This window comes from Legionella sp. 39-23 (genome assembly GCF_001897665.1).
GTDB lineage: Bacteria > Pseudomonadota > Gammaproteobacteria > Legionellales > Legionellaceae > Legionella > Legionella steelei.
In genome coordinates this window covers 189,828-211,890 of sequence record NZ_MKTO01000002.1, presented here as the reverse complement: position 1 = coordinate 211,890, position 22,063 = coordinate 189,828, and the positions used below count along the sequence as shown (strand labels likewise).

Here is a 22,063-nt window from a genome sequence, read left to right as displayed (position 1 = left end):
CAAGCTCCGGCTCCGCAAACAATTTGATGATTATGGGGCTCTAACAAGCATTGGCCGCCGGGTGATTCTGCGCATTTGACTACATGAAAGTAAGGATCAAGCGCGCAGGCTCCAGCACCACAAACAATTTGATGATGATACGGTTCCAGCAAACAGTCTGCTTGCGCATGAAAACTTAAGAACAGCTGCCCTAACAAAATAAAAACAAAAAAGGTTTTCCCAAGATATTTCATTCTTTTCCTGTATCACAAATTTGTTGTGCCAAAAATAAGATATAAACCCGTACTAGAATTGAGGTTGCATATTTGAGTTAGCATCTTGTGCTGTATCAGTAGGTTTAACATTCTGTTTAAATATAACGCTTAAAAGGACACTCGTAGGAACTTTAGCTCCGGAGGCCTTGATTACTGGAGCATCTGTTGCTTGTGCCGAAGAAGTAGCGACTGCAGTATTTATAATCGTTACAGCATATTGAACAGGTGGTTTTCTACTTATTACAGCGCTTGAGCGTTCATTGATTCGAAACTCTGAAATCATTTTTTTAAACTCTTCATCTGTCTCATAAGGCATTAAAACTAGTTTTAATCCCATTCCTGTTACTATTGCTGCCGTATCTTTACTTTTTCTCATATTCTTGAGAAAGCGAAACGTGGCTAGTTTGCGCCCTTCTGCAGTGTTATTTAAACATGGAATGGCTTGCTCGATACAAAAAACATAGCGTTGAGCTGTTGTTCCTGATGGGTTGGCTTGTACTTCTGTTGTACGATAATTTGAGTTTAAATAAATTTTCATAATAATTTATAGTCCCTGTTGGATTTTAAATGGAGCATTTTGCATATAAAGTTGCACATATGATAATAAAAAAAACACGGCCCACACAATAAGCCATTCAAAGCGAACCTAAGGTTGTAGGCCAATGCTCAATACACACAGGTGTTATTTATTAATAGATAAATCATATGGTTAAAAAATAAGCCAAGTAGAAATATCTGGTTAAAGGTATCAAATACGGCCGTATTTGATTGCAGATTATTATTTGCTCAATCTCCATGACATGATTTCATTTAGATTTTGATTATAATCAGTAGGCGTAGCCTGATTACTTGGGATGGTCTGGGAAGGGTACTGATGTATTTTGAACAAATTATCCAATAATTAACGGAGTCCGTTCCCATATTTATCCGTTGCCGAAAGGACACAAACAGTATATAACTTATTTTATTACTCAATAATTAGGGTCTTTTTAATCAGGCTGGGTAGACGCATTCTGTACTTCCTGAGGCTCTCGATGGATTAAGATGATTGGCTCAGTTTGAGGTTTTTTATCTGAAATGGACGTTAAGTTAAAGACCAAGGATAGTTATTGTGCTTGCTAACAAAAATACATGGATTTTAAACTTAACGGGTTTAATCGTTTCTATAGTCACTATTGTTGCTTTGTCGCTTCAATTATATCTCGTTGCAGACTTTACCTTACTATATGGTTTCTTATTTACACTGTCTTATAATGGACAGAACAATCTACGATTATTGGGCAGCAGTCTTTTTGTTGCTTTAATATTAGCACTCCCTGGCCTTTGGATTTCCAACCATGTTAAGCCACAATTTTTCTATTTTTTAGTCTATTGCTTTCATTACACTTATCATCATAGTGGTAATCGTTGGAATATGAGTTATACCCTATTCTTCGAAGCCGCCTGGAATGGAATTCTTGTTTTGCTTGTTGCGGTGCTTTTTTCACTCGCAAGTGCGGTATTAATTTTTTGTGCTTCTTTTTTATTTAGTAGTCAGGGTAGCCCTTATGTATTTAATCTCATTTACACGAGCACTGGCAGATTGTTCCAGTTATTTTTGACGTGGTTATTATTATTTATTGGTATAAGTGTTGCCCAAAATAATATTAAAACGCTCCATCAGTTGCGCTTTATCCTGATAACGACTATGTATTATTTGCTGCCTATTTTGGTGTTAACCAGTGCGGTGGTTTTAATTTTATTGTGGCATATTGACCTGAATCCAAATGTCATTATCACTGTTTTTTTTGAGCTGACAATTCTCGGTATTTTATTTTTAAATGCCTACTATCAAGATGGAAGTGATGAGCTAAAGAGAATGGTTTGGCTTAATTGGCTTTTACGTGGTTATAAAGTGTTTTTGCTCATCATGATACTCATCGCCAACTATTATGCTTTTCGCTATATGTCTATAGAACCCAGTCAATTAATCTATTTAACCATCTCGCTTTTTGTAGGGTGGCTTTATGCGTACAGCGCCTTTTTTTCTGATGAAAAGGCACAGAAAATAATAGAGAATGGGAATAAATGCTTGGTTATAGTATTCATAGTAGCCTTTTATCTTGTTATTGCATCGCCCTTTAATTTTACGGTGAATAAAGATAAAGCGCCCTTGTCTCTTTGGCATGGCGTTGATTCTATTAGCAAAGGCGATGCCCAAGAACATTAAAGGGTTTTGTCAGTTAAACCAGAGACTTAATGACCATTCAGGTAGCAGTATGAGTAAGGAGAGCTATTTTGCTTACTAACAAAGACACATGGATTTTAATTTTAACGGGACTAATCACATCTATAATCTTCACTAGCACTTATTTGTTACAACTGCGTACCTTTATGTACGTCATCTTTCCTCTATTGGTAGGGCTCTTATTTGTACTATCTTATAATGGACGGAATATTTCAGAATTATTGGGCAGCAGTTTTTTTGTTGCGCTGCTATTATCTATCCCTTTTAGAGGTTATGAAATTTGGGGATCAGAGAGTACCCGCCATATTAATTTACTTATTTGCTATCCTATTCTAGTTTATGTAACTCATTGTTTTCATTATATCTATCATCATAACGGCGGTCATTGGAATGTAAGCTATACCCTATTCTTTGAAGCGCTATGGAATACCTTAATCGTCTTACTTTTTGGGACACTTTTTATGTATTCAAGCGAGAACTTAATTTTATATCCGTCTTTTTTATATGATGGTATCTACAGCTCTTTTTTATATAATCGCGTGTCTACTAACGGCGTTTTCTCGTATTTTTTGGGGCTCTTTTTATTGTTTCTTGGTATTGGTATTGCCCAATATAATATTAAGGTGCTTCATCAGTTGCGCTTTATCTTACGAACATGTATGTATTATTTTCTACCCCTTCTAGTGCTCGCAAGTGTAACGTTTTTTATTTTATTTTTGCAAAATACTGCTCAAAATCCAAATATCATTATCAGTGCTTTTTTTGATTTAACCCTCGTAAGCATTTTGTTTTTAAATGCCTACTATCAATATGACAACAATGAAAAAAAGCAAATAGCCTGGCTCAATGGGCTTTTACGTGGTTATAAAGTGTTTTTGCTTATTATGATACTCATTACCAACTATTACGCGTATCGCTATATGTCTTTAGAATTCAATCAATTGATCTATTTAACCATTGCACTTTTTTTAGGGGGGATTTACGCGTACAGCGCCTTCCGTTCTGACAAAGAAGCACAGCAAATTATGGAGAAGGGGAATAAATATTTGGCTATAGTGTTCATGGTAGCCCTTTATATTGCTATTTTACCGCCATTTGATTTTATAGTGAATAAAGATAAATCGCCCCTATCTATTTGGGATGGTACTGATTATATTAGAAAATCTACTTACCAAAAAAGCTAAAATATTCAGGGGACGGTCCGGGACGGACTCCGATATGTTTTGAACAAATTAACCAATAATTGCCGGAGTCCGTCCCGGACCGTCCCCATATGAATGTAACCCAATTGGTTTGACAAAAAATCCTGAGCATCTACGATGAAACTAATAACATTGAATCAATGACATTTCTATGAGCAGATCTTTCATTTTGTTAAAATCGAAGTGGCAATTATATATTGCACTATTTGCATTAATTGCAATTGGTTTATATCTTGTGATGCTAGCTTTCCATATTCCCGCATCTAATACTCCCTTACTGTTTGTTATAGTAATTGGTGGTGTCCCTGTATTTCTACAAATATTATTTAAATTAATTAAAGGAAATTTAGGTGCTGATTTATTAGCGGCGATCGCATTAGTAACCGGTGTTATTTTACAGCAATATCTAGCCGCAACATTAATTATTCTGATGTTGGCCAGTGGGCAAACTTTAGAATATTATGCTATGCGGAAAGCATCCTTCGTTTTGCGCTCTCTTGTAGCGCGTATGCCCTCAATGGCACACCGAAAAATAAACAATCATATTGAAGATATTCCATTATTAGACATTAAAATAGATGATTTAATTGTTATTTATCCACATGAAACCTGTCCGGCTGATGGTGTCGTTATTGAAGGGCATGGATCTATGGATGAATCCTATTTGACAGGAGAGCCTTATCAAATCTCCAAAACACCGGGGGCATTCGTTTTATCAGGCGCAGTGAATGGAGAAACTTTATTAATTATAAAAACAACTCAACTTACATCCGATTCACGCTATTCTGCAATTGTAAAAGTATTAGAGGAAGCAGAACAAAAGCGTCCCTCGATTAGAAGGCTAGGGGATCGGATTGGCGCAGTTTTTGCGCCTGTAGCTCTTGTTTTTGCAATTGCGGCTTGGTATTTCACAGGGGATGCAATACGCTTTCTTTCTGTTCTAGTCATTGCCACACCATGCCCGCTATTGATAGCCATTCCTATTACTATAATTAGTGCTATTTCAAGAGCTGCAAGACAAGCTATCGTTATCAAAGATCCAACGGTTCTTGAGCAATTACCGATTTGTAAAACCGCCATTTTTGATAAGACAGGTACACTTACCTATGGTAAGCCTGCTTTAACAGAAATTAACGTGGTTCCAAATTATACGAGAAAAATGGTTTTACAATATGTGGCAAGTCTAGAACGATATTCAAAACATCCTCTTGCAAGTGCCGTTTTAAATGCTGCACAAAAAGAAAATATAACTCTGCTTGAATCGGCCAATGTATCTGAAAAACCTGGGCAAGGATTACATGGGGTTATTGGTAAACATAAAATTCTCATTACTAGCCGGAAAAAATTTTTAGAAATAAATCCTGAGGGTATTACTTTATTACCACCCATAGCGCCTGGACTAGAATGTATTGTATTGTTTGATAATCAATATGCTGCATCGTTACATTTTCATGATGCGCCACGTATTGAAAGTAAATCATTCTTAGGGCATTTAGCCCCCTCTCATCAATTTAAAAAAATTATGTTGGTTTCTGGGGACCGTGAGTCGGAAGTTGTCTACTTGGCTAATTTATTAAATATAAAAGAAATTCGTGCATCGCAAAGCCCAGAACAAAAACTGGCAATAGTTCGAGAGGAAATAAAAAAAGCACCAACTGTTTTTATGGGCGATGGTATTAATGATGCGCCTGCATTAACAGCAGCGACAGTTGGCATTGCCTTTGGACAATACAGTAATGTAACGGCTGAAGCTGCGGGTGCTGTTATTATGGAAAACACATTAAGTAAGGTTGATGAATTAATCCATCTTAGCCTAAATACTCGAAGAATTGCCTCACAAAGCGCTATTGGAGGTATGTTGCTTAGTATCGTTGGAATGGGGTTTGCTGCAGCAGGATTTATCAATCCCGTAACTGGCGCAATAATTCAAGAAGTAATTGACATTCTGGCCATTGTGAATGCCTTAAGATTGGCTTTAGGTTCTCAAATTAAAATTGATTTACCTGAATTTTCAAAATGATAATAAAGGCAGACGTATTCGCGAGTTCTGGAAAAAAGCTAAGCGGCAATGGTTGGATTTTTAATCGCCCGTTGACAGATGTATCAGAGCGACTACAACAAGCCGCAATGAGGTTAATTATTTTTGTTTTTAAAGTAAGTGCTATACTGATTTTTATGAGATATTTATCCATGATAAATCATGAAAATTCAATTTTTAGGGGCAACCCGAACAGTTACAGGTTCAAAATATCTAATTCAATTGGACCAAACAAAAATACTTGTTGATTGTGGTCTTTTTCAAGGCTACAAAGAGCTTCGATTAAGAAATTGGGCACAGATGCCTTTCAATCCAGAAGACATTAAATATATCTTATTGACACATGCCCATCTTGATCATAGTGGTTATATTCCCTTAATCGTAAAAAATGGATTTCGTGGAAAAATAGTATGTACCGAAGCTACTTTCGAACTGGCGAAAATATTGTTGCCAGATAGTGGTTATCTACAAGAAGAAGAAGCTTATTACGCTAATAAAAAAGGCTATTCAAAACATCATCCTGCCATACCACTTTATACAAAGGAAGATGCCGAAATTGCGTTAAATTATTTTCAGACGGTAAATTTAAAGGACACCTTTGAGCTTGCTGATAATTTTTATGCCAACTTTTATTATGCAGGTCATATCTTAGGTGCTTCTCTGATTAAAATAGAACATCAGAATACCTCTGTACTTTTTTCAGGGGATTTGGGGCGTCCTAATGATCCCATTATGAAAGCACCCCAAGAACCACCTGAAGCTGATTATTTGGTAATAGAATCGACCTATGGTGATCGCTTGCATGAAACACTCGATCCAGAGATACAGCTTGCAGATATAATTAATTGCACGGTTAAACGAGGTGGTAGTGTTTTAATTCCAGCTTTTGCCGTGGGTCGAACTCAAATGTTGTTATATTATATTCAGCAGCTCAAAGCTAAAAATAAAATTCCAGATATTCCGGTTTTTGTTGATAGCCCTATGGCTACTAACGCTACTGAAATTTTTTCAAGGCATGCACGTGAAAATCGTTTAACTACAGAACAATGTGCCGCAGTATGCAATGTGGCTCAATACATTCGCACTGTAGATGAATCAATCGCACTTGGCAGACAAAAAATGCCGATGATTTTAATTTCCGCGAGTGGTATGGCAACTGGAGGGCGGGTTATTCATCATATCCGAAATTTTGCTCCTAACTACAGAAACACTATATTGTTTACTGGATTTCAAGCAGGTGGGACACGAGGGGATCGAATGGTTCGTGGTGAAAAAGAGATTAAGATGTTTGGCCAATTAGTACCTGTTCAGTCCGAAATAATACAGATGGGGAACTTATCAGCTCATGCAGATTATGCAGAAATGCTGACTTGGTTATCTCATATCAAAAAAGCGCCTAAAGCAGTGTTTATTACTCATGGAGAAGGAGAATCTGCACAGGCACTAAAAGAAAAAATTGAGCACAAGTTTCATTGGAAATGTGTAATTCCTAATTATTTAGAGCAACACAAATTATAGTGAGCACTGCGTAATGAGTACTAAGTTTAATCAATTAAAGTTAGTCAAATTAGGTATAGATACATTACAGGAATTTATTATCTATATGCGTCCTGATTGTTTTATTTGCAAATCAGAAGGTTTTGAGTCTCTAACACAGGTTATTGTTACTTTAAATAATCATTCTATTGTAGCCACATTAAATATGGTTCATTCCAATATTCTCAAAGAAAATGAGGCTAGTTTATCTGAAAGCGCTTGGGAAAGACTTGGTGCTCAGGTGGATGATTCAATCATTATCTCACATTTACCGCCAGTTACTTCAATAGGTCTTGTGCGCTCGAAAATTTATGGAAATGCTTTAAATGCAACCGAGTTTCATGAAATCATTAGTGATATTGTTACTGGAAAATATTCAAATATTCATTTATCTAGTTTTATTACCGCTTGTAGTCTTAATAATTTGACTACAGAAGAAATCATTTATTTAACTCAAGCAATGATTGAAACCGGTGAGCGATTGCATTGGGCTCATCCTATGATACTTGATAAGCATAGCATCGGCGGAATTCCTGGAAATAGAACCACACCCATTGTTGTGCCTATCGTTGCGGCTGCGGGTCTAATTATTCCCAAAACCTCTTCACGAGCGATTACTTCACCAGCTGGCACTGTAGATACTGTCGAAACGATGACTACTGTAGATCTCACGGTAGATAAAATTCAACAAGTTGTTGAATGCGAGGGGGGATGCATGGCCTGGGGTGGTGCTTTGGGTTTAAGTCCAGCCGATGATATATTGATTCGGGTAGAGCGTGTTTTGGATCTCGATCCTATGGGGCAAATGATCGCTTCCGTACTTTCTAAAAAAATTGCTGTTGGTGCAACTCATGTATTAATTGATTTACCCGTAGGACCTACAGCAAAAATTCGTTCCGATGTAGAATTTTCTCAGTATCAGAAGTATTTTTCGATAGTGGGCAAAGCCTTGGGCATCCATGTAGAGACCTTAAAAACCATTGGAACTCAACCCCTGGGTATAGGAATTGGGCCTGCACTTGAGGCAAAAGATATATTATCTGTTTTACGTAATGAACCACTTGCTCCTGTTGATCTAAAAAATAAGGCACTTGCTCTGGCTGGAATTTTATTGGAGTTTGGTGGCAAAGCCCACTCTGGCCAAGGGGTATATTTAGCAAAGCAAATACTAGAAAGTGGTGTTGCTTTAAATAAGTTTTTGGCAATTTGTAAGGCACAAGGGGGATTTAAAGAACCCCCAACGGCCTCATTGACAAATGAAATTGTTGCATTATCTGAGGGCGTCATCACTGAAATTGATAATCGAAATCTGGCTAAAGTCGCCAAATTAGCAGGGGCACCTCATGACGCTGCCGCAGGCATTGAGTTTTTTGCAAAATTGGGTACTAGAGTTGCGAAGGGGCAAACCTTATATAAGATTCACGCTGAATCTAAAGGGGAATTGAATTATTCCTGCACCTATGCCCTATCTATGCCCAATATAATTAAAATTGAACCTGAATAAAAGGTTAAGAACATGGACGATAATATTCTTTTTTCATTGCCAGGAAATATGGAGCTGACAGAATTAATTGCAAAAAAGCTGGCGATTGAAATAGGTAAGGCTGAAATCCGTTCTTTTCCTGATGGAGAGTCATACATCCGCATTGATTCAGAGGTAAAAAATAAAACAGTGATTTTGATTTCTACCCTTAATGATCCTAACTCTAAAGTATTACCATTACTTTTTATGGCGCAAACACTTAAAGAGTTAGGAGCTAAGAAGCTTTGCCTAGTCAGTCCTTATCTTTCTTATATGAGACAAGATAAACAGTTTCAGCCAGGGGAGGCCATAACTTCAATTCTTTTTGCACAATTAATTTCAAGTTACTTTGATTGTATGATGACAATCGATCCTCATTTGCATCGTATTCATAAACTCTCTGAGATTTATGCTCTATCTGGCTTATTAACGTTACATGCGACAAAAAAAATATCTGAGTGGATTGTGAATCATGTGAGCCATCCAGTTCTCATAGGCCCTGATGCAGAAAGTAAGCAATGGGTTTCTGAAATAGCCGATTACCATAAACTCCCTTTTATTATAGGGGATAAGCAACGTTTTAGTGACCGAAAAGTAGTTATTTCTTTACCAGAAATTAAAAACATAGGCCTTACGCCAGTATTGGTTGATGATGTGATTTCTACAGGTGTCAGTATGCTTGCTGTACTTAAGCAATTACAGCTACGAGGATTTAAAAAAGCATTATGTATTGGAGTCCATGCTTTATTTGATCAAGAAACTGAAAAAAGGCTTCTTTTGGCAGGGGCTGAGCGAGTTATTTCATGCAATACAATTATTCATAAAAGTAATCAAATCGATATTTCAGATCTTCTTGTTAAAGGAATAATCTCATTATGTTAGAAACATTACTTTCCTTTATCATATCTCTATTGATTGGTTTGCTGATCGGCATTGAAAGAGAACGAGGTCATCCTGAAGGAAGCCAATTTATTGGCGTTAGAAACTTTATTTTATTATCGATGCTTGGCACATTGGTTGCTGTTTTACAGCAGACAATCCTTACCATCACTGTGAGCTTTTTTGTTATAGGCATTTTGTTACTCAATTACTATCAATCGATTATTAAGCAGAAAAAACACAATAGCATTGAAATATTAACTGAAATTACTGCCTGCTTCATTTTTTGTTTAGGTTATATGGTCCCAACCTCGCCATTTTTGGCAATTACTTTAAGTGCGATTATTTTGCTTGTACTCATTGAACGTCAACGTTTGCACACTTTGGCACGAGAAAAATTCAAACCACATAAAATTGAAACAGTAATTATCTTAGTTATTTTTACGTTAGGGATTTTACCGCTTCTTCCTGATCGCACATTTGATCCTTGGCATTTATTTAATCCAAAAGATTTTGGTTTATTAATTGCAACGGTTGCAGCGATTCAATTAGGGGGTTATATAGCAATTCATTTATTTGGTGAACGCTTAGGCATCCCCTTAACAGGGTTTTTAGGAGGATTGGTGTCAAGCACTGCTGTTTTTGCCCAATTGCATGATACATTAAAACGATATCCCCAATCCGAATGCGTTATTCTTGCTTCAGGGCTTCTAGCTACAGTTGCAATGTTAGTCGATGTGCTAATAATTATTTTGATTGCATCTCCAGCTTTGCTTATTTTTATTATTTGGCCCATGCTGGCTATGATCTGTAGCGGAGTTTTATTCTCGGCTGTTCTGCTTTATTTTCAAAAAAAATCAGAGCGTGCCCCCACGTTACTTGCAACCCCACTTAATCTCTTATCTATATTACGTACCTCTATTTTTATAGGATTATTATTGCTCATCATTGCCATGACAAGACGAATTATCTCAATTAAAGGGATTTTATTGTTTTCATTTTTGGGTGGACTTCTTGAGATCCATGGTATTTCCTTAGCAACAGGCCTGCTTTATTTGGGAAATCAAATGCATGCTCATGACGCACGCCTGATGTTATATATTGCTATTCTTGCCAGTTTCATCTCAAAAATAGCATTATTATGGAGTTTAACACCGGCACGTTTTGCTTTTCACGCCACTTTATTATTGCTTGGAGTGTTAGCTAGTGGCGTTGTCATTTACTCAATTGGGATTTAAATAATACCTACCTTATGACAAGGCCTGATTTTATCTCCAATTAAGAATTACAGGCGGTTTGTGCTCTGTGGGCAAGGTTTTACTCGATGGCCAACCAAGAATTATGGGCGCTACAGCGGTCATTTTTTTAGGTATCCCTAACTCTTTTTTCCACTCTGGTAGATTTAACGCCGCAACTGAAAATCCAATGACACAAGAAGCAAGGCCATAAGTAAGGGCGGAAAGCATTAAATTTTCGGCAGCGAGCCAACAGTCAGCACTGACGAATTTTCCTTTAAAGGTGCTATAGATAACAATTAAAGTATGTGCATTATAAAAAACATTGAATTCCTTTTGTTGTACCACCTGCAAAACGTGCTCTTCTTGTAAGTCTATGCTTTTCTTTTTATCATTCATTGTTAGCAGTTTAGCACTTTCTGAAATACGTTCTAATAGGGCTTTATTCTGAATCACGACAAATCCTCTGGATTCTTCATGAAGTGCTGAAGGGGCATGCACTGCTGCATCTAATAGCTGATTGATAATTTCGGAATCAACTTTTTTAGGCAAGAAACTACGTACAGCCCTGCGGTTATATATCGCATCCTTTACATCAATTTTATAACGATGTATCAATTCTGGGTTTTCCATGACTTGCTCCTAGCCTTTTCTAGGATTATAGCAAATCCTGGAAACTATGATTTTAATGCATTGCCAAAAGCTAACAGACCATCCAAAATACCCTTTGTAATTTGCCAGCCCGGCCATTTTGCACAACATCTTATTTTTCATCAAAAACTCCATTTTCAATATAATCCATATGCATGGCCTATGAAACGTCAATAATGACCTTCAATGCCTGCGTCTTTTCTGCTTGTCCAAAAGTATCATAGGCCTCAAGAATATTTTCAAACTTAAAATGATGACTGATTAATGAGTGTGGCTCCATCTTATGAGCACATAAAGCTTTTAATAACATAGGTGTGGATACCGTATCGACTAATCGGGTAGTGATGGTAATATTTTGTGACCATAAACGCTCTAGATGAAGATCGGCTTTTGTCCCATGTACTCCGATATTTGCAATAGTACCGCCTGCAGCCACAAGATCTTCAGTAAGAACAAATGTAGATGGGGTACCTACAGCTTCTATAGCTGTATCTACACCACGGTTATTGGTTATCTGCATCACTTTACTTGCTGCTTTACCGTCAAGATTACTTATAATTTGAGTTGCGCCTAAACGTTTGGCTCTGTTCAAACGGTTCTCATCCACATCAATCATAATAATTTCAGCTGGAGAGTAAAATTGGGCGGTAAGTAGTGTTGCCAAACCAATAGGGCCCGCGCCTACAATAGCTACAGTACTTCCTGGCTGTATTTTGCCATTTAACACACCACATTCAAAACCTGTGGGTAGAATATCACTGAGTAAGACTAAATCTTCTTCATTAACTCCTTCAGGAATTTTGTATAAACTCGTATCAGCCTGAGGAATCAACACATATTCAGCCTGTGTTCCGTCGATTGTATTCCCAAGAATCCATCCGCCTTTAGTGCAATGAGAATACATTCCTTTACGACAAGGTTCACATTTACCACAAGAAGTAATGCAGGAAATAATTACTTTATCTCCAGGTTTGATTTCGGTTACTCCTGAACCTACATTCTCCACAATGCCAATACCTTCATGCCCTAAGATACGCCCAGGCGCACAAGTAGCAACATCACCTTTTAGAATATGCAGGTCAGTTCCACAAATAGTTGTTTTTTTAAGTTTTATCACTGCATCAGAAGGGTTTTTAATCGTGGGTTTGGGGCGCTCTTCTAGAGCTTTCTTTCCAGGTCCCTGATAAATTAATGCTTTCATTTTATAGACTTTCCTTGTTTGATATCTTTAATAAGCTGTTTACAAGTGACTCTATACTAAAATTCTAAATATTATCAAGTTGTGCTTATTAATTGCTTTTTAAATTGTGATTCATCTTAACAGTTTGTCAAGTTATGGTATTCCGGGGACGGTCCGGGACGGGTGCCGATGTGTTTTGAACAAGTTGACTAATAATTAACAGAGTCCGTCCCCATGTTTAATATTTGGTCTATGCTTTTATTAATTCAATCAGTATTGGTAGGGAATTATTATGCAAGAAAAGGAGCCCCCTAAAAAAGAAGAGAAAGAATCTTCATTAAGCCTAGATCAAAAAAGAAAAATATGCGTTAAAAATATACAAATTGTTATGGAGACACTGCTCAAAGAGCATCCTGAGCAATTTAAAAAATTTCCAATTAGCTCAACTTTTCCAAATGGCTATTTTAAAGTAGCCTCCTTAGAGCAGCCTAAGAGGGCCAGTGGCTTGGTAATGAGCAAAGATGAAAATGCTGGGGTGGGATTTCTTTCTGTTATGCAACCCACAGGTGAAGCTTGTAAAGTGATAGGTAAGCTTTTTGAAGAATTCACAAAAGTAAGGCCGGTTGTAAGATATCATGGTTTTAGTGAAATCGGTTTTGTTTGTAAAAATACTGAAGCAGAAGTAGATTTACTTTTAAAGAAATCAGAGCAGCTTAAAAATCTATATGGTCTGTTTGATATCAAACTATTTAGGTCATTAGCATCTCCAGTACCCAGGGCTACAGGAGGTCTTGGTTTTTATGATAGAAAGCCAAAATCTGCGCTTGAAGATGAAAACATCTCTGCCTTGGTCGCTAAACTATTTACAGGGAAATCTATGCATTCAGTTAAAATAGAAGCGGATCTAATAAGCTTTAGAGGTCAACGCGAAGAGGTCGAAGGCGTCTTCACGAAAGCAATGGAAGCCTTAAAAGAGGATGGCCTTTCAGCAGATGGGATATTGTCCAATTTAAAAATAAAATATGAGCCAACTACTGAAGTAACACTCGATATAGGAAAAGTTGCTGCTGAATTGAATAAGCCTAAAGAAGGATTGGGACTAGACTTGGGTGGCAATTAGTAAAATATTTAGGGGACGGTCCGGGACGGGAACCGATGTGTTTTGAACAAGTTGATCAATAATTAACGGAGTCCGTCCCGGACCGTCCCCATGAAAAAAACAAGCACACTTTTTAATGAAATTTAAGCGTGCTCACAGAGCAATGCTTTTGCTGGCCTCAATACATCATTTATGGCGAGGAGGATGACAAAACTGCTCCTTTCTCTAAAGGATAGCTAGAATCTTCTTCTCTCAACCCAACATCAAAAAGTTTTGGCCCAGTTTTCCTAATTTTAGAGTTATTAGATTTGGGAGTTTTTTCTGATGTTGCTAATAAAGTATTACTTTGAAGTGCATTTGAAGTAGGGCTTTGACCTGCTTTTTCTATCGATGGCTTCTCTGCCGGTGAAGGCTCTTGAGTCGATTTTTTTCTCTGAAAAACGGAAGGCCAAGTAAAGGCTATCGATACGAATACTAAAATGATTGGAGACAATATTGCCATGGTAACGGTTAATGCAAATTTTTCTCCTATTGCTTCTCCCAGCGTTTCACCAACATGCATTCCACTGCGAATTCCACCAGCAACAGAATAGGCAAGAGAGTCACCTATCAAAGCAAATAATTTGAGCATGTTAATGGCTCCATGCTTTATCTTTTGAGCTTTTGTTTGATTTTTTTCCGGTGGTTGATATATCGATTCAAATTTTTCTTTTAGATCGACATACGTTTTCGGGTTAAAGACTTTATATACTTGTGAAAAAGTATTAACAAACATGGTTGTCGAAGTACATATCATCGCAATAGTATGTGCTAAAAGGGTATCAGGAGTCGCACCTACAGCATTAAAAAACTTATTAACCCCTGATACGGTAGTAAACCAAGTTAGCGTCGCATAAACAGCTAAAAAGATCGTACTTACCATTCCTAATAAGATACATCGCAAAAGACCATAGGGTTTTTTATAATCTTCAATAAAAAGATTTTTAAATTTTGCATAATTTTCACGTATGCCTACAGCTTGAAACGAATAAAAAGAGACAGCTGCAATCAAAGATAACCCAATCGTAGCTGCCAAAACCAGAGGGTTAGAGATGAGCAGGCCTGCTCCTAAAAAAGTGAGGAGTCCTACGAGACCAGCATATCCAGTAATGCCGGCAGAAATACATGCTAACAATGTCACGACACCAAAAAGTAATTTCTGACCTCTATCGAGTATTGTTTTTTCCTTTGCATTTTCTTCTGGGGTCTTAAATGTTTTTTGTTTACTCGGTTGAAAGCCAGCACTATCAAGCATGGCTTGTCCACGGCTTAATAAGCACACTATTCCGTTACATAAGGAAAGTACCATCGCTATGGCAAGGCTAAGGCCAAAGGGTGCCCCCAAAGTGCTTAATAATCCCAGGCAAAATACCATGCAAAGCGCCATGGAAGTAACGACTTTGCCAATGACTAATGGCACTCCTTTTAGCAGTCTATTTCTATTTTGATCGGGGGTTCTTGTAAATTCTTGGCCATTGCTAGAGCAGGTAGCAATTTGTAAGACCTCTTGCTTAGACAATCTTTTGCCACCCGAAAGTATCTCGCCCCATTTAAAGGTAAGGAAACTCCAAAAATAGTGGGAAAACGGACGTATTAAAATATCGGTTATTCGAAGATCCCCATTTAGAATGGCATGTTGGACTTTTTGCGATTCTACTTTAGAAAATTGATATTGGTCGAAAGAAGCAATAATCCAATCTTTTTGAGTACGGAATTTTCTTCTTAAAACCATTATGACATCAGGACGTTTATAAATAGTAGAATCGATTTGTTCTTGTTCTAATAAACTAACTATTTCTTTCATTCCGACAAATCCTTTTTTAACACAAAGTGCGTAGCTTATTTATAATTTCACAAGAATTCCATTTAAATTTTAAAAAAATAATTATCAATAGGTGGGATGCCAGGATTATTTTCATCAGAAAGATTTGACATACTGTGCAAGTTACATTCTAATCTTATTTTTTTCATGATATGGACAATCATGGCATTTTTAAGTTTTTTAAAACCTGCTCCTTATCTTGATGAAATTCAAGATAAAACCATTGTTGAACGGCAATATCGTTATTGGCGTATTCGTACCTTTTATGCAATGTATATAGGGTATGTGTTGTTTTATTTTACGCGAAAAAGTTTTACCTTCGCGATGCCTGCATTACAAAGCACCTTGGGGATGACCAAAACTGAACTGGGAATGATTGCGAGCATACTGAGCTTAAGTTATGGCATCAGCAAATTTTTGAGTGGAATTCTTGGCGATAAGTCAAATCCTCGTTATTTAATGGCGATTGGACTAATTTTGACGGGTATTTGTAATATTTTGTTTGGCTTGTCTTCCACTTGGTGGTTATTTGCGATTTTTTGGGGCTTGAATGGTTGGTTTCAAGGGTGGGGATGGCCAGGATGTACTAAATTATTAACCCATTGGTATTCTCAATCTGAACGTGGTCGTTGGTGGAGCATTTGGAATACATCACATAACGTTGGGGGTGCATTAATTCCATTGATTGTTGCAATATGCGCACAGTATTTCGGCTGGCGTTCAGCTATGTTTGTACCTGGAATCATCTGCATTTTAGGAGGTCTTTTTTTAATCAATCGTTTAAGGGACACGCCGCAATCGCTTGGTTTACCTGCGATAGAGCAATATCGGGACGATTTTTCTGGTTTATCTAGTCAGCACCAAGAAAAAACAGAACTCTCAGTCAAAGAAATTCTTTGGAATTATGTGTTAAGCAACCCATATATTTGGATACTGGCTATTTCTTATGTGTTTATTTATATTGTCCGCACGGCCATTAATGATTGGAGCATGCTGTACTTAACGGAGGCGAAGGATTATTCCTTAATCACAGCAGGAAGTTGTGTTATATGGTTTGAAGTTGGTGGTTTTTTTGGAAGCCTGGTTGCCGGCTGGTTTTCTGATAAAATATTCCAAGGTAAGCGCAATCCAATCAATGTTCTCTTTACTGCAGGTGTCTTTGTTACTTTGTTGCTATTTACGTTCACTAAGGGATATACACCATTCCTCGATTCTTTATTTCTTTTTTTCTTTGGCTTTTTTATCTTTGGACCACAAATGATGATTGGTATGGCCTGTGCGGAGTTAACACATAAAAAAGCAGCGGCGACAGCAACTGGTTTTGCCGGATTTTTTGCTTATTGTGTAGGTGCTGTTCTGGCTGGTGCTCCTTTGGGTGCAATTATCAAAAATTATGGCTGGGATAATTTCTTCCTCACATTGTTTATTTGCTGTTTGATTCCATTATTTATGATGCTGCCACTCTGGCATGTGAAAGCCCATCCAAGGCATCGTAAATCAGAATTTTCAGAAAAATCTGAGTTTGCGTAGTAGGTTCCAGTGCAAAGCAAGCGTAGCCCGTATTAGCGAAAGCGCAATACGGGACTTTGTCCCCATATTATTTATGAGGGAGAATCAATCTTATTTTCCTCTTCTTTTTTACCACGCATTCCATAACAGGCACTAATACAACTCGATATAGCCCCCAGGAAAAATAAAATAAAAAGAATCCAGCCATTCCAAGCTAAATGTTTAGGATTCGCATTAATCATTTTTTGTGTAGGAGCATTTTGTTGAGATGTTACAGAAACATTAACATCTGCTGCAGAAATTTGCGTAGGAGCTAGATTAGGATCTAAGTTTTCCTCATAAAATGAAACATAATGAGTCAGAGGCATAATTAGTAAGGCGCTCAACATTAATACCAAGCTCCAAGTAATAAATCCATAAATTACACCACCATGGCAGTAGCAATGATGAAATCGCCCCAAATAACCAGCGACAAATCCAGCTGCACCCATTGAAACAATGACCCCAATTAATAAACCTAAAACACCACCAATTGCAACAGCAGGAGCAGTATTGGGTGAAGAGGTATATGCACTTAAACCTATGGCCATACTAAAAATATTCAGTAAGAAAGTAAGCCCTACACCAACAAAAGCCCCTGCAATAATTGCGGTCCAATGAATATTGGTTATTGTCGCCTTATAGCATTTTTGATTGTCCATAATGAAAATATCCTTGTTTTAAATGTGAGAAACCAACCAAATTAGTACTAATAAACTGACTGGAACACCTAACAACCATGCAATAATGTATCCCATGATTTTTCTCCTAAGTTATTTCCAACTATAAAGGCTCTGAATAATAGTTTCTCATTGCTTGAATAAAGGAATCGGCATTCATGTCAGGCCAGTTAGACTTATCAAATCCTGGAGAATTTACTAATTTTTCTTGATCTATATTTAAAATGAATGTTTCCAACATAGGATCGTAGGAAAAAACTTTCCAAGGTAGAGCAAACAACTTATCTCCTAAACCCAAAAAACCGCCAAAAGAAAGAACTACATACGCTACTTGACCACTCAGTTTATCGATCATTAGCGCTTCAATTTGACCTAGGTCTTCTCCTGCCTGATTTTCTACACAAATACCGACAACATCATTTGAGTTTACAAGCTTCATTATATTCTCCTTAATCTATTGAAGTTTGTTAGAACACATCATGACTGTACAAATAAGGGATTAGGTTAATTATAGAGGAGATTATAATTTTGGTGTAAAATTTACCATAATGTATTTAAATTGACTTATTGGTGGATTCTTTTTTAGCTCAAGTTTAACAAAAATTCTCATTGATTTTTTCCCCACGTCGGTGAAATATGTAAAACTTCATTTTTCAGAAGCAGGAAAATAATCTTCCGGTTATGAAAAAGGCCTTAGCTTTTATAAAGCGCATACCTCGTAGGGAAAATTTACTTTAAGGAAATTAAAATTTCGTTGAAGATAAACTTATACAAGTAACAAAATAATTAAAATAAGGAGAATTAAACCTACTCCACCACTTGGATAATATCCCCATTCCCTGCTATATGGCCATCTAGGAAGTAAACCTATTAAGAGCAAAATTAATATAATAAGTAAAATTAAATGCATAATAAAATTCCTTTTCTTAGTAGAAAGTTCTTTAAATAAATATCCTATTTGCATTATAGCTGAGATTTTATTCTTAGCTGAAAGTAGAAAGACTTCGCCCATGTTGTAGATACTTAGGTATGTATTTTCTTTTAGATTATTACGAGGGTATTTGATTGCTAGTTTCAGTTTTTATTTGATTCATTTATTTATACAGCGCAGATAATGCGTGTCTGTAATATAAATTGGGGGCGGATCCCCATGTGTTTTGAACAAGTTGACTAATAATTAACGTAGTCCGTCCCTATTGGTTCTTTGCATGACAGCACCCTTGAGATTCTTGTACTAGGATGATAAAGTGCCTGAAAATTTATCTGTTTGTGAGTTATTTATGTCATTTAGTTTTTTCACCCAGCCCAAGATCAATCGTATTGCAAACAATTTGGAAGCCACACTTGCCGAAACTTGTCGACAACGGTGGGCAAATTATCTTCACAATCTTCCTAGCGGCTATCCAAGTATTATATATAATAATCATCTTAAAGATGTGGAAGTGAATCCGAGAGAGCTTGTTGATACCTTTGCACCTTTTAGGCCAAAGGAGCATTTTTCTTGGGATATTATTCATTCATCTTCCGACGCAAAATTTCATTTGTCGATAGAGAACGCCAGGAAACAATATATTTTTTACAGTGAATTAGTAAAAAAAGCCCGCGAGATTAATGCACTACTCTCCCAGGAAAAACCAAATTATGACTTAATTATTCGGCTCGCTAGTGAGATTAAAAACGCTTCAACAACAGTGCCTTCAGTCGCAAGCGGAGAGCCGATAGAATTAAATATAGGTTGGACGGTTGGGGGCAATCTAGCAATCGATTTCTTTTCCGGTGTGTTTGGTCTAGTTCATGCACCTATTATGGCCTTAGCTAGTATTTTTTGTATGCCAGCTTATGCTCTTTCTTATTCTGCATATTGTGGAAGCCCGCAGTTCTTTTTGGATACAGCTTTGTATTTTTGTAACTCCGTATGTCAAATAATCTCTTCTGTTCTATTTCCTCTGAATATGCTCTATTCAAAGTACACTACAGACTCTTTTAATACCCTTACTAAGGGTGATGCGCAGAGAGCAGTGGAAGGAGTAATTGCCTTGGCTACAGCCCAGAGAGGGGAGCATAATGAGGTGGAAGTGATATCTCAGCAAACATCTTTACACGGACTTGATTAAACCAAGGTTGGTTGGTTTTTTTGCATCATGTAAGCAAGCGTAAATCGGAGCTTGGCCCGAGCTACGCTTGTTATTATATCCATGGGGGCGGTTCGGGACGGATCCCAATGTGTTTTGAACAGGTTGGTTAATAATTATTAAAGAAAATGATAAAGAGCAATCCAGTAGGTGATATTGGTGTGATTAAGCGGCATTATCAATGCTGTTCGTGGATTTAAAACGGCCTATGCGAACATTAAAGGACTTGAAATCATGCGTATGTTTAAAAAAGGACTGTTCAATAGTTGGATGTATGGAACTCGAACCGAAGCATCCTTCATCAATGAACAATTTGGCTTATACAGTTGAGATCTGCCCAAAAATTAAGATCTTATAAGTTAAATCTTTTTTTCAACGGAGCCCTGGGATGTATGGAGCTCGAATCGAAGTATCTTTCATCAAGGAGCAAACTAGTCTCTACAGTTGAGCTTCTACCTATAAATTATGATTTTTTTAATTGTTTATTTTTTGCAACGGAGCCTAATTTTCTCCAGTCGTTTTTTAATTTGTTAATAAAAAAGAAGTTAATCCCATTATTATCATTGATAGTGAACTAGAATTTAATCAAAGATCTTAGAGAGTTAACCAAGAAGTGTTGTTTGGCCGAATGTAAATCCGGTGATAATTGATGTGATGAGCGGGTGTAGCCTGGGTGAAACGAAGTGAAATTGGTTCTGACCCTTTGGGCCTAAATCCAGCAAGCGTAGCTCGTTTGCTTGCAAACGGATTGAACTGCAAATTTAGGAAATAGAGTTGCCAAATAGCCTGGTTGCAAGCAACCAGGCTACGCTCGCTAAAGTGATTGTAGAGACAATCTTAAGCTCTATTACTGAACTATAAGCGCTGTTATACATGGAATTTAGATACCTCAATGAGGTTTTATTATTTAAGGAAATAAAATGAATAAAATTCACTTCAAAACTGCAAAGGTTAATGGCCTGAATTTGTTTTATCGAGAAGCGGGAACCATGGGACAACCGAAATTGCTTCTGCTGCATGGATTTCCAACTTCAAGCCATATGTTTAGGGACTTGATCCCACTCCTCTCTGATCAATTCCATATCGTAGCACCTGATTTGCCCGGGTTTGGTAGAACAGAAATGCTGCCACGTTCGGAATTTAGGTACACCTTCGATAACATCGCGAAGGTGATCGATAAATTCACAGAAGTTATAAAATTTAATAAATTTGCAGTCTATATTTTCGACTATGGAGCACCTATTGGCTTGCGGATTGCAATTAAGCATCCGGAGCGCATCACCGCGATCATTTCTCAAAATGGGAATGCTTATGAAGAGGGATTGAGTGATGGTTGGACGCCAATCGAGGCATATTGGAAAGATGCATCGAGCGCGAACCGAGAAGCTTTACGTGCATTTTTGACACCAGAGATAACGTTTTGGCAGTACACGCATGGGACTAAAGATGCTTCAGAAGTTTCTCCAGACGGTTATTCGCTCGACAATTATTATATGAAGCGTCAAGGTGCCGATGAAATACAGTTGGATTTGTTTGGTGATTACAAATCAAATGTTTCTCTCTATCCTGAATTTCAACAGTATTTCCGAACTTACAAGCCCCGATTTTTAGCCGTTTGGGGTAAACAAGATCCGTTTTTCCTACCTCAAGGTGCAGAGGCATTCAAGCGTGATAATCCAAATGCAATCGTGGAATTTTTTGACACAGGACACTTTGCTCTCGAAACTCATGTGCAAGAAATCGCTAACAGTATTCGAAGATTCTTAGGGTGACGTCATGGAATATGTTCATTTTGAGCTAAATAAAATAGGAGACTATTGGGACGACTAAAATTCTCTTTGAAAGTCCTTTGATTTTGTCTACATGACTTTTTCGAATGACTAGGCGAATTCTAGCTCCAACAGTGTCGGACTCAAATACGCAAATCTCACGCAAGGATATTTTAGCAACTTTATAGGAATTTTACTGGAAAAGTCATTTGGTTTTCATAAAAATGACTATTTGAGATGTAAGGTTGAT

General features: G+C 37.2%; 19 protein-coding genes. 11 read left to right on the top strand and 8 right to left on the bottom strand.

The genetic code is table 11. The features are described from left to right. A partial coding sequence (locus BGO44_RS01125; protein ID WP_286822645.1) for a hypothetical protein occupies positions 1 to 233 on the bottom strand: 233 nt, incomplete at its 3' end. Between the two features lie 52 nt (positions 234 to 285). Next, on the bottom strand, positions 286 to 792 hold the full coding sequence (locus BGO44_RS01120) for a hypothetical protein (RefSeq protein ID WP_273197753.1): 507 nt from the start codon (positions 790 to 792) through the stop codon (positions 286 to 288). Between the two features lie 573 nt (positions 793 to 1,365). On the opposite strand from BGO44_RS01120, the gene BGO44_RS01115 reads away from it, so the two are divergent. The 7 genes from BGO44_RS01115 to BGO44_RS01085 all read left to right on the top strand — a co-directional run bounded on the left by BGO44_RS01115 (position 1,366) and on the right by BGO44_RS01085 (position 10,896). After that, complete coding sequence (locus BGO44_RS01115) at positions 1,366 to 2,463, top strand: hypothetical protein (protein WP_273197752.1); 1,098 nt, start codon at positions 1,366 to 1,368, stop codon at positions 2,461 to 2,463. 68 nt (positions 2,464 to 2,531) lie between these two features. Then, entirely contained in the window at positions 2,532 to 3,665 is a 1,134-nt protein-coding gene (locus BGO44_RS01110; RefSeq protein WP_273197751.1) for a hypothetical protein, read from the top strand. Positions 3,666 to 3,834: 169 nt separating this feature from the next. Next, complete coding sequence (locus BGO44_RS01105; protein WP_058509662.1) at positions 3,835 to 5,703, top strand: heavy metal translocating P-type ATPase; 1,869 nt, start codon at positions 3,835 to 3,837, stop codon at positions 5,701 to 5,703. 180 nt (positions 5,704 to 5,883) lie between these two features. After that, positions 5,884 to 7,239, top strand: coding sequence for an MBL fold metallo-hydrolase RNA specificity domain-containing protein (locus BGO44_RS01100; RefSeq protein ID WP_058509661.1), 1,356 nt, complete (start codon positions 5,884 to 5,886; stop codon positions 7,237 to 7,239). 13 nt (positions 7,240 to 7,252) lie between these two features. Next, positions 7,253 to 8,761 (top strand): thymidine phosphorylase family protein, encoded by a 1,509-nt coding sequence (locus tag BGO44_RS01095; protein WP_273197750.1) that lies wholly within the window; start codon positions 7,253 to 7,255, stop codon positions 8,759 to 8,761. A gap of 12 nt (positions 8,762 to 8,773) precedes the next feature. Next, complete coding sequence (locus BGO44_RS01090; protein WP_273197749.1) at positions 8,774 to 9,661, top strand: ribose-phosphate diphosphokinase; 888 nt, start codon at positions 8,774 to 8,776, stop codon at positions 9,659 to 9,661. Continuing rightward, positions 9,655 to 10,896, top strand: coding sequence for an MgtC/SapB family protein (locus BGO44_RS01085; RefSeq protein ID WP_273197748.1), 1,242 nt, complete (start codon positions 9,655 to 9,657; stop codon positions 10,894 to 10,896). The genes BGO44_RS01090 and BGO44_RS01085 overlap by 7 nt, the downstream gene beginning before the upstream one ends. Positions 10,897 to 10,926: 30 nt before the next feature. On the opposite strand, the gene BGO44_RS01080 is transcribed toward BGO44_RS01085, so the two are convergent. Together BGO44_RS01080 and BGO44_RS01075 are read right to left on the bottom strand one after the other, a co-directional pair. After that, a complete protein-coding gene (locus BGO44_RS01080; RefSeq protein ID WP_273197747.1) occupies positions 10,927 to 11,526 on the bottom strand; it encodes a nitroreductase family protein in 600 nt (199 codons plus the stop codon). A 178-nt stretch (positions 11,527 to 11,704) separates the two neighbouring features. Beyond that, the gene (locus BGO44_RS01075) at positions 11,705 to 12,745 is read right to left on the bottom strand and encodes a zinc-dependent alcohol dehydrogenase family protein (RefSeq protein WP_273197746.1); all 1,041 of its coding nucleotides are present in this window, start codon (positions 12,743 to 12,745) and stop codon (positions 11,705 to 11,707) included. Between the two features lie 271 nt (positions 12,746 to 13,016). Here BGO44_RS01075 and BGO44_RS01070 point away from each other — a divergent pair, with 271 nt between their 5' ends. Then, on the top strand, positions 13,017 to 13,844 hold the full coding sequence (locus tag BGO44_RS01070; protein WP_273197745.1) for a hypothetical protein: 828 nt from the start codon (positions 13,017 to 13,019) through the stop codon (positions 13,842 to 13,844). Between the two features lie 169 nt (positions 13,845 to 14,013). Here the strand turns inward: BGO44_RS01070 and BGO44_RS01065 are convergent, their stop codons facing one another. Then, positions 14,014 to 15,666, bottom strand: coding sequence for a hypothetical protein (locus tag BGO44_RS01065; protein WP_273197743.1), 1,653 nt, complete (start codon positions 15,664 to 15,666; stop codon positions 14,014 to 14,016). Between the two features lie 180 nt (positions 15,667 to 15,846). Here BGO44_RS01065 and uhpC point away from each other — a divergent pair, with 180 nt between their 5' ends. Then, positions 15,847 to 17,214 (top strand): MFS transporter family glucose-6-phosphate receptor UhpC, encoded by a 1,368-nt coding sequence (gene uhpC / locus BGO44_RS01060; RefSeq protein WP_273197741.1) that lies wholly within the window; start codon positions 15,847 to 15,849, stop codon positions 17,212 to 17,214. 71 nt (positions 17,215 to 17,285) lie between these two features. Here the strand turns inward: uhpC and BGO44_RS01055 are convergent, their stop codons facing one another. The 3 genes from BGO44_RS01055 to BGO44_RS01045 form a co-directional block, all read right to left on the bottom strand. Next, a complete protein-coding gene (locus BGO44_RS01055) occupies positions 17,286 to 17,894 on the bottom strand; it encodes a hypothetical protein (RefSeq protein ID WP_273197739.1) in 609 nt (202 codons plus the stop codon). Positions 17,895 to 18,015: 121 nt separating this feature from the next. Beyond that, a complete protein-coding gene (locus BGO44_RS01050) occupies positions 18,016 to 18,351 on the bottom strand; it encodes a PRC-barrel domain-containing protein (protein ID WP_058509651.1) in 336 nt (111 codons plus the stop codon). A 327-nt stretch (positions 18,352 to 18,678) separates the two neighbouring features. Further along, positions 18,679 to 18,822: a DUF3309 family protein gene (locus BGO44_RS01045; RefSeq protein ID WP_083503903.1), complete on the bottom strand. Its 144-nt coding sequence runs from the start codon at positions 18,820 to 18,822 to the stop codon at positions 18,679 to 18,681. 337 nt (positions 18,823 to 19,159) lie between these two features. Here BGO44_RS01045 and BGO44_RS01040 point away from each other — a divergent pair, with 337 nt between their 5' ends. Together BGO44_RS01040 and BGO44_RS01035 are read left to right on the top strand one after the other, a co-directional pair. Next, positions 19,160 to 20,026 (top strand): hypothetical protein, encoded by an 867-nt coding sequence (locus BGO44_RS01040; RefSeq protein ID WP_273197737.1) that lies wholly within the window; start codon positions 19,160 to 19,162, stop codon positions 20,024 to 20,026. 938 nt (positions 20,027 to 20,964) lie between these two features. After that, on the top strand, positions 20,965 to 21,816 hold the full coding sequence (locus tag BGO44_RS01035) for an alpha/beta fold hydrolase (RefSeq protein ID WP_058509648.1): 852 nt from the start codon (positions 20,965 to 20,967) through the stop codon (positions 21,814 to 21,816). Positions 21,817 to 22,063: the final 247 nt, after the last annotated feature.